Raw genomic sequence first — 16,624 nt, forward strand, 5'->3', positions numbered from 1 at the left:
GCATCAGTTGACAAACTTAAAAATTTTCAGTATATATTAATACCTCTTTGTGTTTCTGTGCTTTCAAAAGAAGATTTTGATAATATAGAAATTAAATATAGTTAAAAAATAATTAATTCCAATTTTATAGTTATAAAAAGAATAGTTAATATTTTGGCTATTCTTTTTTTATACATAATAAATATTTAATTGACTATTAATGTATATACTATATAATTTGAAAAGTTGGAGTTTATTATTTATGGAAGAAAAAAATATTTTATCATTTATAAAGATGGTATCCAATATGCCTCTTGTAAAAATAGATAAGCATAAATATTTAGTTGCTGCATTTGCATCAGAATATCCTTCACTTCTTCAGACTATACTAGAGAAAGGAGCTTATGATGCAGGAGTACCATTAAATATAATAGATACAAAATCAAGAGAAGCTATTAATTATGAAATAGGCAAATCATCAGCTATATCATTTGTTTCAGGACTTCCCGGAGGCATTGTTGGTATAGGGGCAATTCCTGCAGATACGGCTCAATTTTTATGTCATGCTTTAAGAATAGTACAGAAACTATGCTATATATCAGGACTTCCTAGTTTTACTTTAGGAGATTCTATGACAGATGATGAGGCTTGTCTTGCTGCCGTATATATTGGGGTAATGTTTGAAGATAATGAAGCCATATTTGCTTTAAATAGTATATGGAAAGCTATAGCTGAAAAAAGTGCAAGAATAGGTTTTAGAGTGAGTTCTGTAGTAGGATATGCAGTTATTTCAAGCATATTAAAATCTATAGGTATAAAAATAGGTTCTAAAAGTTTTATGAAATCTGTTTCAAAAGCTGTTCCTCTAATTGGCGGGGCAGTATCTGCAGGTTTTACTTATACTAGTTTGAATAAAATGTCTAATAGACTTTATAATAAAATTAAAGAAAGCAAGCATTCAATAAGCTGATATTTTACGGATAATTATATGGCAAATGATAAAAAGAATAAAGAAGATTATGTAGAAATAAATGAAAATGATATTGAAATATTAGGCGAAGACGGAATATATAGAAAATACGAAGTATATAAAAGATATCAAAATAAAAATAAAATGAAATTGAGATATTGGCTGCCTTTTATTACAGCAGTTATTTATACTTTATCGCCTATAGATTTAATTCCGGATAGAATACCAATAGGAAAATTAGATGATGTACTTCTTCTAATTATATCCTTTATGTATGGTATTAAAAGGGCTAATTTCTCTTATAATCCTATAATCAATGTAATTATTAGAAATATTATATTATCAATAACTATTACAGGATTTGTTATGATGATTATAATATATATACTTGCCACATTATTTTAAGGAGTCTTTATGGATAGAATATCATCAAGTAAAATAACCCAATTGGAAGATGATGAAGTATTCGTTTTTGGAAGTAATACTCAAGGAGCTCATGGAGGCGGTGCTGCCAGAGCTGCTATGAATTGGGGTGCTATTTATGGTCAGGCTTATGGGCTTCAAGGTAAAACTTTTGCTATACCTACTGTTGATTTTACTAAAAGCGGAAAAATGGCTATATCTGAAATAAAAAAATATGTTGATAAGTTTTTAGATTTTACCTTAGAACATAAAGATAAAAAATTCTTAGTTACTGAAATAGGATGCGGTATTGCTGGATTCAAAATAGAAGAAATGGCTGAACTTTTTAGAGAAGCTCTTAAAGATAAATATGATAATGTTTACTTGCCTCAAAGATTTGTTGACTATCTAAAAAATCATCAGTAATTTATTTCTAAAGAAAAATAAAACTTGGGCGGGAATACTTTTACAGTTTTAGCTTTAAAGAATAAAAAATTAAAATTTCTAATTAAAATAAAAAACATTAAAGGGCGGGGTATGTAAATAAAGTTTTAAAGCTTAATTACATTTGCCCACCCTATATCTTTAAAAATTTTTTTCATATTCTTTTTACTTTATTTTCTTTTTAATTTTCAACTCTTATTTTAACACCCACCCAAGTTATTTTTTAATTTGTTGTTCTCACACCGCACGGTGAATAAAATGAACTATATAAAACAATTAATTATAATTTAAATCATATATAAAGTTTCGTTTACCGTGCGTTAAAATAACTATATAATTAATTTTCATAATTGATTTTTGTATAATTCAATGTTATTCTACTAGGCATTAAAAATTTAATTAAAAAATTATAAACTATGATTAATAATTCAAATAATAATATTAAACTAGGCTCTTTATTCATTACATTTTCTGCTTTATCATTCAGCATTATGGAAATAGCAGTGAAAATATCAGGAGCTAATATACCAGTTATTGAACAAGTATTTGCAAGAAATTTAATAACTTTATTCATAAGTGCTTTTGTGATGTTCAGAGATAAAGAAAAATTATTTCCAAATAAGGAAAATATTGTATCTATAGTTTGCAGATCAGTTTCCGGATATTTAGGAATAATAGCTTACTTTTATGCTACTAATAATATGGTATTGGCTGATGCTTCTGTACTTCAAAAAACTTCCCCTTTCTGGTCTAGTTTATTTGCATTTATTCTTATTAAAGAAAAAATAATCAAGGTTCAATGGTTAGGTATGATAATAGCAGCTATAGGATCTATATTTATAATAAAGCCTTCTATGAACTCAAATATATTTCCTTCATTGGTAGCATTATCAGCTGCAATGTTTGCTGGTATTTCCTATGCTATAATAGGTTCTCTAAAAGGAAAAGAAAGTAATGCTTTGATAATATTTTATTTTTCATTATTCTCATGTTTATTCTCACTTTTCTTTATAAAAAGTTTTGTGATACCTAATATATTTGAAATTATTATGCTTTTAATTATAGGTATATTTGCTGGATTCGGACAATTCTTTTTAACTGTAGCATATAAGAAAGCTCCGGTATCAGCTGTAAGTATTTATAATTATACCGGTGTAATATTTTCTTATCTGTTTAGCATATTTTTATTCAATGAAAAAGTAGATATATATTCCATAATCGGTATGGTCATTATTATATTTGCTGCATTGTTAGTATACTTTTATAAGAATAAAATAACTGCAAAAAATATTTAAAATATTATTTCCAGTTTTTATTTGCTAATTTATCTAAATTAACTTTTTTATACTTTTCTCTTAAAGTAATAGAAGGTATCCACCAAGCAACATCAAATACTTTTTTCTTTATGGATTCTATTTTTTCTAAATAAATATTATAATCATCATAAGTTTTCATCACATAAACAGAATAAGCCATGAAAGTATGACGATCTCTGTCTATTTCAACATCAAGTTCTTTCATTAAATCATGGCATTTTTTATAGAATTCATTTTTATTGTCTGCTTTGTAATTATTAAAAACAAATAAGAAAGAATTAAAATTATAAAAATTTGATGCTTGTAATAAAGCTGCATTATTTTCTTTATAAAAATTAAATATATTTTTAAATACAGACAAAGCATCTAAAATCATTTTATTATCTCTTTCTATAGAATGTGTTATAGAAGACTGTCTTTGTACATAATAATATTTAGCCATATTATTGTAAATCATTTTTGGATTATAAACTAAATATTTATAAAAGAACTCTGTATCCTCTGATACAATAAAACCATTAAATTTTAAATTATTTTTTATGATAAAGTCTTTTTTAAATATTTTATTAACACTTGAAACTAATGGATATTCAGGTGTATTTTCTTTTTCTGGAGTATTAACATTAAAATTACTGATACCTTCCTGCCAAGTATTTTTTAATTTTTTCTTCCAAATATGTATTCTATTATGATAATATGGCTTTATTATATTACCTCTAACTATATTTAAATTATTTGTAAATACAATATCAGCATCATATTTTACTGCACTATTGTACAATTCTTCTAAATAATTATTTTCAATATAATCATCAGAATCTATAAAAGCAATATATTCAGCATTACTAGAATTTACACCTATATTTCTTGATAACCCTACTCCAGAATTTTTTTCATTATTAATTAATTTTATTCTGCTGTCTTTTTTTACATACTCTTTAACTATATTCTCACAATTATCAGTGGAACAGTCATTAATACAAATTATTTCTATATCTTTTAATGTTTGATTGATAATACTGTCTAAACATTTTGGTAAATATTTTTCTACATTGTAAATTGGTAAAACTACAGAAACTTTTATCATATATTATTCCTAATCAAATATTATTTTCCCAAACTATTCTATACTCTTCTTCCTTATTATATTGAGCATAAGAAGGGTCTGTTATAGTAAATTTTAATTTAATAGAATTATAGTTAAAAATAATATCTATAGTAAAACTATGTTCTTCTCCATTTGAATTTGTAAATTTTTTTGTTGCAGAAAATGAAGTTTCTTCAGAATATGGATTAGTTATATCAATATAAGCATCTGGAAAATAACTCCATAATATTTGCTTATCAGTTATAGTAATATTTGCTGATTTATCTTTATTATAATATATTCCTATACGCTCATTCATTTTTATGCTTGTACTGTCATTAACTTTTTTGAAATAAACTTCTTTGTTTTGTGAATATCTTAATTTGCCCCAGAAAAAATCTACAAAATAAGTATCAGGTGCTACCCCATTAATAGTTTCTTTTATATCAAAAGAAAATGTATTATTTGTACTTTTTGGATCTCCCAAATAATAACTGCCTATATTGTTTGCTATATTATTTTTCTTTCCTATAAAATTTATATAACCTTCCTTAAATACTACAAAATCAAGAGTAATATCTTCTGTAAAATTAAGATTAAGAGAATATCTTCCTGCCCTATCCTCTAATTTTATATTACTATTGTTTGATGAAGTTGGTACATTTGAACATGATAAAATAATAAAAAATATAAAAAAGAATAGTATAAAAGTTTTATAGTATTTCATAAATAAACTCATTGATAATTTTTGCTAAATAAAACAAAAATAAAATATATAATGATATTATTATACAAAAAATATCATGTTTGTAAACCACTTATTTATTACTTATTATAAATTAGTATTATTTTGAAGTAATTTATAAAACCAAGTATTTTCAGAATTATTCAAAGGAAGCGTATATTTTTCTCCATCATTATCTGTAAATACTATTTTTTTATTATTATAATTAATACTCATTTTATAATCTTTTAAATCTAAATTCTTAGCACTATTAGTATCGTTAATATCTGGTATATATACTCCTTCTTTTAAATTAGTTACTATTTGATTGCCGTATTTATTATTAATGGTACCTGATATATAAGTGAGTTTATTAAAGCTGTTTGTATACTCACGCTTTACTAAAATAAATTCTAATGTTTCATTTGTTAAACGATTTCCTTTAGAATCTTCATCAAATACTAATATGCTTACCTTATCGCTTACATACATATTGCAGCTAATTAATATCATTATAAAAAATAAACATAGATAAAATATTTTTCTCATAAACTTCCCTCCAAATATATTACATATCATACTTATATAATAATATCTTTTATATTTTTGTAAAATGATTATATACAAAAATTATTGACTAGAATATCTTTTTTATTATATTTATTAACAAATTATAGAATAAGGAGAAATTATGAAATTAGGAGAAGCCTTATTAAAAAGAGATGAATATATTAAAAGAGAAGATAATCTCAAAAAAAGATTAAAGAGCAATGTTGTATTAAAAGATGATAATGAGAATAACGAAAACCCTAATGATTTAATAAAAGAGTATATAGAAGTTAATAATGAACTTTCAGACTTAATAATAAAAATAAGCAGTAAAGAGCATAATACCAAACTTGCTATAGGAATAACAATAGCTGATGCAATAAATATTAGAGATAAGCTATACAGAGAAATGGAAATTTATAAAACGGTTTTAAAAGAGCTTAACAGTAAAGATTACAGAAATGCTAAAAATGAAGTTAAGATGAAAGTACTTGTAAATGTGAAAGACATACAAACAGAAGTAGATAAACTTACCAAAGCTTATAATGATATAGATGTTATGATACAATCCACCAATTGGAATGTAGATTTAGAGTAATATTTTAACGCACGGTTTACAATACTTTATTTATAATTTAAATTTGAATTCATATTAAGTTTTATTTTTTAATCAGCTTATCGTGCGGTAAATACGTTTTAAATTTAAAAAAATCTTGGGTGGGCAGTTATAATAAGAGTATAAATTTAAAAAGAATAATAGCTAAAAATCTCATAATAATACTCAAAAGAAAGAGGGTGGGCAAATGTAATTTAAGCTTTAAAACTTTTATTACATTCCCCGCCCTTTATTCTATATAACTAGCTTTTGAATTTTAATATTAAATATCTCTATAACCTATTTAGAATTTTCAGCACCCGCCCAAGAGCTATTTAAATTTATAATTTCATTACTGTTTTATAAAAAATATGATATAATAATTTGAAATAATTATTATCAAAGGAAAAATAATGTCATACTCAAAACTTGTGGTAAAAAATTTTGGAAAGATTAAAGAAGCAGAAATAGAACTTTCCGATTTAGTTTTATTTATAGGCGATAATAATAGTGGTAAAAGCTATTTAATGACATTAATATATGGATTTGCAAATTATTCAGAAGAAATTGTAAATATTTTATTTCAAGATAAAGATTTTTTATTTAGTTTGCAAGAATATAAAGATATAGAAAATATTATAAATAAGCATTTAGAATATAATAAAGAAAATTATTCTCAAATAATGAAATCGCATAATAATTATTTTATTAATGCTGCTAAAAATCGAAATATATTTTGTGCTGAACAAACATTAGATGAAAGATTTTTTTTATCATTGGAAGAATTAAAATTATTTAATGATTTATTTAATTTACTTCTTAATAAATATAAAGGAAAAATATTACAGTTTATATTTAATGATATTAATAATTTCATTAATTTAGATTATATAAATTTAGACATATATAAAGCTGATTTTAAAATTTTATTAGAACATAACAGAAAAATAAGTATTTTATATAAAAATCATATGAATGATTATTCAATATCTGGTAATATTCCCAATTTTAGTACATTAGATATTATAATGATTATTTTTTCTAGTATAACAAAATATATATTTAATATTTATTATAACAAAAAAATATTTCTACCAACATCAAGAACAGGTTTTTTCTTATCTTATAAAGAATTAGCTAAGCAATCTGTAACTTCTGCATTTAACATTGAAAATCAAAAAATTAAAACTTTATTCCAAAAGCCTATTAGTTATTTTATAAATAATTTAATTGATTTGTCAAAAGAATATAGTATAAACGAAGAATATACAGATATAATAGCAATATTTCATAATATGATTCAAGGAAAAATAGAAGTTAATTCTGAAACAGGAGGATATTATTATAAGCCTAATAATACAGATTTAAAAATACCTATGTATTTAAACTCAGCAGTAATTACAGAAATTGCACCATTATATTTATTTTTAAAATATGGTAAAGATATTGGAACTCTTTTTATAGAAGAACCTGAAATGTCATTGCATCTTAAACTTCAAAAACAAATGGCTAGAATAATTATTAATTTAGTAAATAAAAATATTAATCTTATAATATCAACTCATAGTGATACAATCTTAGAACATATAAACAATATGATAAAACTTAACTCTATAAATGATAAAGATAAAAAAAATAATTTATTAAAAAAATATTCTTATACAGAAAATGACATTATAGATATTGAAAAGATAAGAATATATCAATTTAATACAGATAAAGATAATACAACAAATATAATACCATTAGAAGGAAATAAAAAAACTGGTTTTTATATAGAAACTTTCCATGATTATATCAACGAAGCTTCAAATGAATATGATGAAATTAATGAAAGTATTTAAATTAATTTTAGGATATTATTATGGAAAATTTTTTTGAACTTAATACTCTATTTAAAATAGAAATATATAATTTTCAAATATTAGAAAATACATTTCATATAATGGATGCTGCTTCAAAAATGGAATGTTATATAAAATTATTATCTAAGTCTATATGCACAACAAATATTGAAGGAAATAATAAATTTAATTATATAAGAATGGCTAAATGTGCTGATGCTGTTATCATAAGAAAAAATCAAAATAATAATTTAGATTTACATATAATAGAATTAAAAAAAGATATTCATGATAAAGATTTAGATAAATTATATTGGCAATTTTTGGGGGCATATATTAGAGTAATGTCTGTTCTAGTTGCTTATTCTCAAGTTGACAATATTGATTTTTATTTAATATCCGATAAGAAAATAAATACTTCTAATATAAATATAGACCAAGGTACAAGTCAAAAGAAAAATAAAAATTATAACAGAACTCTATTTGATGAAAGTAAAGTTAAAAATCAATATCATTTTAATGTATATCCTTTTAATTTAAAAACATTAAATATTACAAAATATAATTTACAAGATAATACAGATATAGTTATTTAAATTTATAATGTATACACCAACTTTAAAATATTGACAAAATTAATAATCAGTAATATAATTAAAAACAGATTCCAACAGCAATATATTTAAGCCACAGTCTGGATTAAATGGAATCTAGTTTTTTATTTTGCAATAATAATTTTTAGACACGAACAGCAGTTATTTAAGTTAAGTCTCCATAATTAGAAGGATTGACTCCCTTCGCCATTTTTAATGGTTTATTAATCGTGTCTAGTTTTTATTTTGAAATAATATTTTTTTAGACACGAACAGCAATTTATTTTCTGGTAAGTAAGAAGGTTCAACTCCTTTAGCCATTTTTAATGGTGTATATCGTGTCTAGTTTTTTAATTCTATGCTTATTTAATTATAGGCATAGAATATTTTTTATTATAGGAGAATTATTTTATGTCTTTTTTAGATTTGCTTAAAAATTCTTTTAATAAAACTTATACGCAGAATTTTGCTGATACAAATATTTCATCATTAAGCGGTGTAATAGATTTATTTGCCACTATGGGAGCAAGCAGATTAAAAAAAGATGATGAATTATTAAAATATTTTATAGATGCTTGGAGGGAAAGTCCTGAACTTACAGCTAAATCTATAATGTATTTAAGAGATATAAGAAATGGCATTGGTGAGAGAGAAGTTTTCAGAAAATATATTAATATTATGATTAAACAAAATCATACTCTCACTGCAATAGAAATTTTAAAAACTATACCAGAGCTTGGAAGATGGGACGATATTATTTATATATGGTATGAGAATAGAGAAAATAAAAATATTTCTGATTTTACAAAAAATATGATATTAGAGCAATTAGAAAAAGATAAAACAACTGATAATGTTTCACTTCTTGCTAAATGGCTTCCTAGTGAAAATACTTCATCAAAAAATACAAGAAACATTGCAAGAGAATTAATAAAGCTTTTAAATATGGAGAGTAAAGAATACAGAAAAACTTTATCTGCTTTAAGAAAGAAAATAAAAATAATAGAAAATAATTTGAGAGAAAAAGATTATACATTTAATTATTCTTCAGTTCCTTCGCTTGCTATGAGAAAATACTCAAAAGCATTTATTAGAAATGATGAAAAAAGATACAAACAATTTTTTGAAGATGTAAAGTCAGGAAAAGTAAAATTAAATACAAGCGTATTAACTCCATTTGATGTTATAAGAGAGATTTTAGACTGTAACAAAGAAGATATAGACTCAAGAAGAGAAGAATTTGATTTAACTTGGAAAAATCTTCCAAACATTTTTGGAGATAATAATTTAAATGCTATTGCAGCATGCGATGTATCTGGAAGTATGAGAATGGCTTTGAATGGTGAGCCTTTAATATGTTCTGTAGCTTTGGGAATATATATAGCACAATTAAATAAGTCTGCATTTCATAATCATTTTATAGATTTCTGCGGCAATTCTAAAATGCATGACATATCAAATATAAATAATATTGTTGATGTAGTTAATTATGTTTTAAGATCATCTGTTGATATGAGTACGAATATAGATTCAGTATTTAAAGCCTTGCTTGACACTGCTCTCAAAAATCATGTACCGCAAGAAGAACTCCCTAAATATATAATAATAATTTCTGATATGGAGTTTAATGAATGTCAAATGCGAAATAAAACTAACTTTGAATATTGGAAAGAACTATTTAATAAAAATAATTATAAACTTCCTATAATAATTTTCTGGAATGTAAACTCATTAAGCAGAATAATGCCTGCTTTGAAAAATGATAATGTTTTATTTGTATCTGGAAGAAGTCAGAATGCTATAAAAAACATAATCAATATAGACAAATACGATTTAACAAATCAAGATGAAATCTCAATGCTTTTAATATTAGATACTTTGAAAGATTATAGTATAGATATAAAGGATTAATTAAATAGAATTCTGTTTAACGCACGGTTAATAATACTTTATTTTATAATAAAAATTTGAATTCATATTTCGTTTTATATTTAAATTCATTCTGCGTGCGGTGAATATACAATAAATAAAAAAAAACATCTGGGTGGGCAGTTATAATAACAGTATAAATTTAAAAAGAATAATAGCATAAAAATCACATAATAATGTTAAAAAGACAAAGGGTGGGCAAATGTAATTTAAGCTTTAAAACTTTTATTACATTCCCCTCCCTTTATTCTTTATAGTATATTTTTAAATCATAATTTAAATTTCTTTATTGCTTTATTAGAAATTAAAGCACCGCCCAAGCGTTTATTAAATTTAAAATATGTTTGAACTAAAATGCATTATCCCGAACGTACATTGTACTTTCTGTAAGAAAAAGCATTACCGTTCGGCAAGCCCGTACGGCTAGTACCCGCCCTTTATTCTTAAATACTTTATCCTGAAATTTTTATTTATATTTTCCTAAACACCAATACAGAAATATTAACACTCGCCCAAGCGTTTATTAAATTTAAAATCAGTTTGAACTAAAATGCATTATCCCGAACGTACATTGTACTTTCTATAAGAAAAAGCATTACCGTTCAGCAAGCCCGTACGGCTAGTACCTCGCCCTAGTTTTATTTTTCTATAAAACTTGCATATAAATAAATATACAATATAATACTTTCTCAAATATTAATTATAAAGGTTTTAATTATGGATATACTTCAAAATGTAAGCGAAGTTCAAAAGGAAGGAATTTTACATACAGGAACACCATTGCTTTTGCTAGCCGGTGCTGGAAGCGGTAAAACTCTAGTAATCACAAGAAAAATAGCTTATCTTATAAATGAACTTGAAGTAGCTCCGGAAAATATATTAGCTGTAACATTTACAAATAAGGCAGCAAATGAAATGAAGCAAAGAGTTTGCGACTTGCTTCCGGATATAAAACCAAGCCGATTATTTATAAGAACTTTTCACTCTGCATGCTTAAGAATTTTAAAAGAAAATGCACATCGTATAGGATATAAATCTAACTTTCTTATTTTAGATGAAGGCGATAAATTGTCAGTAATAAAAAAAATAATGAAAGATGAAAAAGTTCCAAAAAATATTACTCCAAAAATTGTTATGAGATTTATATCCGCTGTAAAAAATGAAATGGAAGACGGTATTACTTTCGACAGAGATATATTTGAAAATGTTTATAAAAAATATACAGAATATGAGATTAATGAAAATGTAATGGACTTTGATGATCTTATATTAAATACAATAAAATTATTTGAACAGGAAAAAACAGTTTTAAATTATTATAGAAATAGATTTAAATATATTTTGGTAGATGAATTTCAAGACACCAATCCTCAGCAGTATAAATTAATAAAGTTATTAACGCAGGATGCAGAAAATGATTTAACAGTTGTGGGCGATGATGATCAAAGTATATATGCATTCAGAGGTGCTAATGTTTTAAATATACTTGATTTTGAAAAAGATTATCCAAATACAAAAATTGTACGCCTTGAAGAAAATTACAGATGTCCTAAAGATGTAGTTGCTGCCGCTTTGAGCGTTATAAAAAATAATACAAACAGACATGAAAAAAATGTGTTTTCAAATAAACCTAATGAATTTAAAATAGAAAATTGGATTTGCTACAGCGATTTAGAAGAAGCAAGAAGCGTAGTTAATGAAATAGAATCTTTATTTGATCATGGATTTGAAGCAAAAGATATAGTTATATTGTTTAGAACAAACAGCCAGTCAAGAGCCTATGAAAAGGAATTAAGACTACATTCTATAAGCTATAAGATAATAGGAGGAGTTGGATTTTTTGAAAGAATTGAAATTAAAGATTCAATTTCATTTTTAAGATTAATGACAGGCTTCGGAGATAATTTCAGCGTAAGAAGAACTATTAATACGCCTCCAAGAGCAATAGGTGAAAAAACTATAGCCAACTTTGAAACATTTGCAAGCTCAAGAAAATTAACTTTATTTAATGCCATTGATATACTTGAAGATTCTGATTTAAGCAAGAAAGCAATAAATAATATTAAAGCATACAAATATATAATAAATGAATATGCTTTAAAAATAAAAGAAGATATTATCAATGAAGAAGGAATAAATATAGAAAATATCTTTTTTGAATTTTTAAAAGAAATTGATTATTTTTCTATATTTAAAAGCGAAGGCAATGACAGAATCATGACAGCGGAAGAAAATATAAGAGAACTTTTCAGAGGCTTTTATGATTATAAATCAATGGAAGCTGATGCTACATTAATAACATTTTTAGAAGAAAACACATTATACAGAGATATAAATACCAATGATGAAAAAGAAGATTCTATAACACTTATGACAATACATAATGCTAAAGGTCTTGAATTTGATGTTGTATTTATCACAGGAATGGAACAAGGAGTTTTCCCTCATTATTTCTCACTTGAAGAAGAAGGCGGAATTGACGAGGAAAGGAGACTCTGTTATGTAGGCATTACAAGAGCAAAAAGAAAACTTTATTTAACTTATTCAAAAAAACGCAGAGTAAGCAGCGGAATAATGGAACAAATACCATCATCATTCTTAATGGAGATTCCTAAAAAATTAATGCTTATAAAAGAAAAAGCTAATTATGCCGGAAATTATATGGATATAGATGAGGACGCTTTTGATTATTGATTAAAAATATATAAATTAGAACAATATTTTAATATGGTATACATGTTTCATGTAGTTAATATAATATCTAAATACACTATATACAGTTATATATAAAAATAGATAATATATTTCAAAAATTAACTAACTTCTTTTTGAAGTATATTAATAATTTTTTCTGTTATATACAAAAGTTTCTTTTCATCTTTTGGAAAAGCAAATTTTCTATATATTGTATCTTCATCTTCAGATTTTTTAAATCCATAAATACATTCTTCTTTCTTTAAAATTCTTTCCAAGTCATCATATCCCCTGCTTGAATGTATTATTAAAGATGAACTGTCAATTTTATCGCAATATATATCAATTGCATAAGAAACTTTGTCATTCTTTATTTCTTTGTAAAAACATTCGTTTTCAAAATTGTATCCGCCAAAAGTTTTAATAAGATTATTGATTCTTATTACTGCCAAATTATGACAAATATCAACTATTTTGAGGTACTCATCATAATTATTTAATATATTATTATACATTTCATTATATTCATTATCCATCAGCTAACACTCCCTTTAGAAAGAAGGCATAAATTTTTTTCTAAAAAAAGATTATCGATTGTCGATTGTCGATTGTCGATTGTCGATTGTCGATTGTCGATTGTCGATTGTGAACATAAATAACCATGATAAGTATTATATTCAATTTATCAATTTTAGTCAATACTAAAAAAACAAAAAATATTTTAATACTTATTATTAAAGTGATAAAAAAAAATAATATTATAAAAATTATATTCGATACAGCATGTATATTATTTTATATAAAAATGCATTACAAAATCATATTTTACATATAAATATCTATTTTTTGTGATATATTTAATATCATCAAATTATATAAAGCTGTTAAAAAATAAATAAAAATTGCCAAATAACATAGAAAAACTACTTAATATATAACAAATTCATTTTTAGTTTCTTCATCAAAAACTCTTGACAAAATACCAGTAAAGCAGTTGTCTGAATAAATTTCTTTATAATAAATTTATTACATTTACAATTATTGGGCTATTTGATATATGAGAGAATTTTCACTCAAGCTCTTTAGGAAATAAGGCTTCATCAAGAATCCAAGCAATTGGTTTAGAAAGTTCAATAGGTGTACAATCATGAGATAGCCGACATTTATCATCAGGATCCTACATTGTGTACCCAATACCTTTTGATCCATCTGAGTTTTCAAAAATGGCAAGAATACAAGCCATCTTTTTTGCCTCTTCCATATCGGTGTTCCATTCAAAAGTAACTTTCATAAGTTTCCCCCTTTTATATTATATTTATAATAATAATATAAAGTTTATATATTAGAAGTATAATTTTATACTATAGAAATTATAATAAAAGAACGGGAATAATGATTATTTAATCAATTTTTTAATAAACACTTAAATTGACAAATAAATATAGTCTGTTAAAATAGCTTAAAATAATACAAAAAAATAATTTAAATGGAACACTATAAATATGGCTGAAAACTATAAAGTAATTGCAAGAAAATACCGTCCTCAAACTTTTGAAGAAGTTATAGGTCAGGAACATATCACAAAGACAATATCAAAGAGTATAGCTCAAAAGAAGATAGCACATGCATATCTTTTTTCAGGTGCTCATGGAGTTGGTAAAACCTCTCTTGCTAGAATTATAGCTAAAGCCCTAAACTGTGTTAATGGCCCTACTGATAAACCTTGCGGAGTTTGTCCTTCTTGTACTCAAATAGAAAATGGAACTCCTCTTGATGTTATAGAAATCGACGGTGCAAGCAACAGAGGTATAGAAAATATAAGAACAATTATTGAAAATGTACGCATATCTCCAGTTGCCGGTAAATATAAAGTATATATCATAGACGAGGTGCATCAGATAACTAATGAGGCTTTTAATGCTTTGCTTAAAACTTTGGAAGAGCCTCCTGCTCATGTTGTTTTTATACTTGCCACTACTGAAGCAGACAGAGTACTTCCTACTATAAGAAGCCGCTGTCAGCAATATACTTTTAAATCTTTAGGTATAGAAGATTTAGAGAAAATATTAAAAGGCATACTTGATAAAGAAAATATTAAATATGATGAAGAAGCAATTTTCTTAATAGCTAAACAGGCCAGAGGTTCTGTACGTGACAGTGAAACTATACTTGAAAAGATGATAGCATATACTACAGATAAAAAGTATATAACAAGTGCTGATGTTAATGCTGTTGTAGGCGGAAACAATTTTTCTTTTGTTAAAGAGTTTTTTGATATTATAATGTCCGGTGATAAAAAAACTTATTTTGAATTCGTAAAAAAATTATTCGAAGAAGCAGTTGATCCAAGAACTTTTATAAACAGTATAATAGAATATATGCGTGTTGTTCTTATGATAAAAAGCGGCATTGATGATATAAAGCTATTAGAAATAACTGAAAATGAAAGAGATGATTTAAAAACTTTTGCCAACCATTACAATGATGATGAAATAGAAAGAATACTTGATTATATATTATTAGTAGAAGAAAGAATAAGAAATGCATCAAATCCTAGAACTATATTTGAAATGTGTATGTTATTACTTCTTAATACTGATAATTTGATACGCCCTGTAGATATAATTAATATGCAGGCGGTTTCTCAAGCCAGCGATGATTACGGATTTGAAAATGCACCTGCTGCTAATACAGTTAATACTCAAGTACCTAATACATCAGATAAGCCTCACCCAGATGTGCCTTTAAATCCTACAGATAAAAGACGTATATTCTACAATAAAATACTTTCATATATAGAAACAGAAAGCCCTACTATATATTCTTTATTATCTCAAGGAAACCCTATAGAAAGTAAAGGAGCAACTTTAATAGTAGCATTGCCTGATCATATATATGATATGACTCAAACTGATAAACGTATAAATGATTTAATATCAAAAGCCATACCAAAATTCACAAAGAATAAAGATGTTGCTATACAGTTTCAGCGTGCAGTAGAAGGCAATATGATAGATAAATTAAAAACACGTTTACAAGCTACTGAAGTAGATGAAAATTCTTTATAATTTTAAGTTATAGTAAACAGCTATATTTTATCATTTTTATATTTAAGTATCATAGCTTAATTTTTTTATTATTATAAACTGCCCTGCTTGTTTATATATATCTAAACAAATATATTTTGTCAATTTTGAATTATTTATAAATGTAATTTTTTATTTATTAATAGCATAAAATATTATTAAGTTTTCTTTAAAATATAATATGAAAACTATATTTTGACTAACAATGCAGTCTTTCGCGAAGCGTATCCGAGTTTATCGAGGATATAGCTTCTTTGTGCCAATACCGCCCTAAAGGACTTCCTATGGTCGCAGGCACTCCCTTCGGTCGCAAAAGAACTGGGGTGTTACGAAGTACGCAGAGCGGTGGGGCTAGTCCCACAAATAACCTAAATTTAAAATTGTATTTTTTGACAAACTTAAAAATTTTCAG

14 protein-coding genes are annotated in these 16,624 nt (G+C 25.0%); 10 read left to right on the top strand and 4 right to left on the bottom strand.

The features are described 5' to 3' along the window. The first annotated feature begins 241 nt into the window (after positions 1 to 241). From R4K56_RS13000 to R4K56_RS13015, 4 genes are all read left to right on the top strand, one after another. Positions 242 to 949 carry a hypothetical protein gene (locus R4K56_RS13000; protein ID WP_335772811.1) on the top strand — a complete coding sequence of 236 codons (708 nt, stop codon included), beginning with the start codon at positions 242 to 244 and terminating at the stop codon, positions 947 to 949. A gap of 18 nt (positions 950 to 967) precedes the next feature. Further along, on the top strand, positions 968 to 1,354 hold the full coding sequence (locus R4K56_RS13005; RefSeq protein ID WP_335772812.1) for a YkvA family protein: 387 nt from the start codon (positions 968 to 970) through the stop codon (positions 1,352 to 1,354). Positions 1,355 to 1,363: 9 nt separating this feature from the next. Continuing rightward, a complete protein-coding gene (locus R4K56_RS13010; protein WP_335772813.1) occupies positions 1,364 to 1,777 on the top strand; it encodes an A1S_2505 family phage non-structural protein in 414 nt (137 codons plus the stop codon). Positions 1,778 to 2,211: 434 nt separating this feature from the next. Further along, entirely contained in the window at positions 2,212 to 3,090 is an 879-nt protein-coding gene (locus tag R4K56_RS13015) for a DMT family transporter (RefSeq protein WP_335772814.1), read from the top strand. 4 nt (positions 3,091 to 3,094) lie between these two features. On the opposite strand, the gene R4K56_RS13020 is transcribed toward R4K56_RS13015, so the two are convergent. The 3 genes from R4K56_RS13020 to R4K56_RS13030 all read right to left on the bottom strand — a co-directional run bounded on the left by R4K56_RS13020 (position 3,095) and on the right by R4K56_RS13030 (position 5,471). Further along, the gene (locus R4K56_RS13020) at positions 3,095 to 4,198 is read right to left on the bottom strand and encodes a glycosyltransferase family 2 protein (RefSeq protein WP_335772815.1); all 1,104 of its coding nucleotides are present in this window, start codon (positions 4,196 to 4,198) and stop codon (positions 3,095 to 3,097) included. 13 nt (positions 4,199 to 4,211) lie between these two features. Then, positions 4,212 to 4,925, bottom strand: a complete 714-nt coding sequence (locus R4K56_RS13025) for a hypothetical protein (RefSeq protein ID WP_335772816.1) — start codon at positions 4,923 to 4,925, stop codon at positions 4,212 to 4,214. A 105-nt stretch (positions 4,926 to 5,030) separates the two neighbouring features. Continuing rightward, on the bottom strand, positions 5,031 to 5,471 hold the full coding sequence (locus R4K56_RS13030; RefSeq protein WP_335772817.1) for a hypothetical protein: 441 nt from the start codon (positions 5,469 to 5,471) through the stop codon (positions 5,031 to 5,033). Positions 5,472 to 5,613: 142 nt separating this feature from the next. Here R4K56_RS13030 and R4K56_RS13035 point away from each other — a divergent pair, with 142 nt between their 5' ends. The 5 genes from R4K56_RS13035 to R4K56_RS13055 all read left to right on the top strand — a co-directional run bounded on the left by R4K56_RS13035 (position 5,614) and on the right by R4K56_RS13055 (position 13,126). Next, the gene (locus R4K56_RS13035) at positions 5,614 to 6,069 is read left to right on the top strand and encodes a DIP1984 family protein (RefSeq protein ID WP_335757346.1); all 456 of its coding nucleotides are present in this window, start codon (positions 5,614 to 5,616) and stop codon (positions 6,067 to 6,069) included. A 410-nt stretch (positions 6,070 to 6,479) separates the two neighbouring features. Next, positions 6,480 to 7,910 (top strand): AAA family ATPase, encoded by a 1,431-nt coding sequence (locus R4K56_RS13040; protein ID WP_335772818.1) that lies wholly within the window; start codon positions 6,480 to 6,482, stop codon positions 7,908 to 7,910. Between the two features lie 20 nt (positions 7,911 to 7,930). Next, positions 7,931 to 8,506: a 3'-5' exonuclease family protein gene (locus R4K56_RS13045; RefSeq protein WP_335772819.1), complete on the top strand. Its 576-nt coding sequence runs from the start codon at positions 7,931 to 7,933 to the stop codon at positions 8,504 to 8,506. A gap of 408 nt (positions 8,507 to 8,914) precedes the next feature. Continuing rightward, positions 8,915 to 10,414: a DUF2828 family protein gene (locus R4K56_RS13050; protein ID WP_335772820.1), complete on the top strand. Its 1,500-nt coding sequence runs from the start codon at positions 8,915 to 8,917 to the stop codon at positions 10,412 to 10,414. A gap of 735 nt (positions 10,415 to 11,149) precedes the next feature. Next, the gene (locus R4K56_RS13055) at positions 11,150 to 13,126 is read left to right on the top strand and encodes an ATP-dependent helicase (protein WP_335772821.1); all 1,977 of its coding nucleotides are present in this window, start codon (positions 11,150 to 11,152) and stop codon (positions 13,124 to 13,126) included. A 119-nt stretch (positions 13,127 to 13,245) separates the two neighbouring features. On the opposite strand, the gene R4K56_RS13060 is transcribed toward R4K56_RS13055, so the two are convergent. Next, the gene (locus tag R4K56_RS13060) at positions 13,246 to 13,662 is read right to left on the bottom strand and encodes a hypothetical protein (protein ID WP_335772822.1); all 417 of its coding nucleotides are present in this window, start codon (positions 13,660 to 13,662) and stop codon (positions 13,246 to 13,248) included. 966 nt (positions 13,663 to 14,628) lie between these two features. On the opposite strand from R4K56_RS13060, the gene dnaX reads away from it, so the two are divergent. Then, complete coding sequence (gene dnaX / locus R4K56_RS13065; protein ID WP_335773201.1) at positions 14,629 to 16,194, top strand: DNA polymerase III subunit gamma/tau; 1,566 nt, start codon at positions 14,629 to 14,631, stop codon at positions 16,192 to 16,194. The last annotated feature ends 430 nt before the right edge of the window (positions 16,195 to 16,624 follow it).

This window comes from Brachyspira pulli, assembly GCF_036997785.1.
GTDB lineage: Bacteria > Spirochaetota > Brachyspiria > Brachyspirales > Brachyspiraceae > Brachyspira > Brachyspira pulli.

Bases quoted from the DNA above. Each gene is read 5' to 3' on its own strand.
- R4K56_RS13000 (WP_335772811.1), top strand. From the start codon at position 242: ATGGAAGAAAAAAATATTTTATCATTTATAAAGATGGTATCCAATATG.
- R4K56_RS13005 (WP_335772812.1), top strand. From the start codon at position 968: ATGGCAAATGATAAAAAGAATAAAGAAGATTATGTAGAAATAAATGAA.
- R4K56_RS13010 (WP_335772813.1), top strand. From the start codon at position 1,364: ATGGATAGAATATCATCAAGTAAAATAACCCAATTGGAAGATGATGAA.
- R4K56_RS13015 (WP_335772814.1), top strand. From the start codon at position 2,212: ATGATTAATAATTCAAATAATAATATTAAACTAGGCTCTTTATTCATT.
- R4K56_RS13020 (WP_335772815.1), bottom strand. From the start codon at position 4,198: ATGATAAAAGTTTCTGTAGTTTTACCAATTTACAATGTAGAAAAATAT.
- R4K56_RS13025 (WP_335772816.1), bottom strand. From the start codon at position 4,925: ATGAAATACTATAAAACTTTTATACTATTCTTTTTTATATTTTTTATT.
- R4K56_RS13030 (WP_335772817.1), bottom strand. From the start codon at position 5,471: ATGAGAAAAATATTTTATCTATGTTTATTTTTTATAATGATATTAATT.
- R4K56_RS13035 (WP_335757346.1), top strand. From the start codon at position 5,614: ATGAAATTAGGAGAAGCCTTATTAAAAAGAGATGAATATATTAAAAGA.
- R4K56_RS13040 (WP_335772818.1), top strand. From the start codon at position 6,480: ATGTCATACTCAAAACTTGTGGTAAAAAATTTTGGAAAGATTAAAGAA.
- R4K56_RS13045 (WP_335772819.1), top strand. From the start codon at position 7,931: ATGGAAAATTTTTTTGAACTTAATACTCTATTTAAAATAGAAATATAT.
- R4K56_RS13050 (WP_335772820.1), top strand. From the start codon at position 8,915: ATGTCTTTTTTAGATTTGCTTAAAAATTCTTTTAATAAAACTTATACG.
- R4K56_RS13055 (WP_335772821.1), top strand. From the start codon at position 11,150: ATGGATATACTTCAAAATGTAAGCGAAGTTCAAAAGGAAGGAATTTTA.
- R4K56_RS13060 (WP_335772822.1), bottom strand. From the start codon at position 13,662: ATGGATAATGAATATAATGAAATGTATAATAATATATTAAATAATTAT.
- dnaX (WP_335773201.1), top strand. From the start codon at position 14,629: ATGGCTGAAAACTATAAAGTAATTGCAAGAAAATACCGTCCTCAAACT.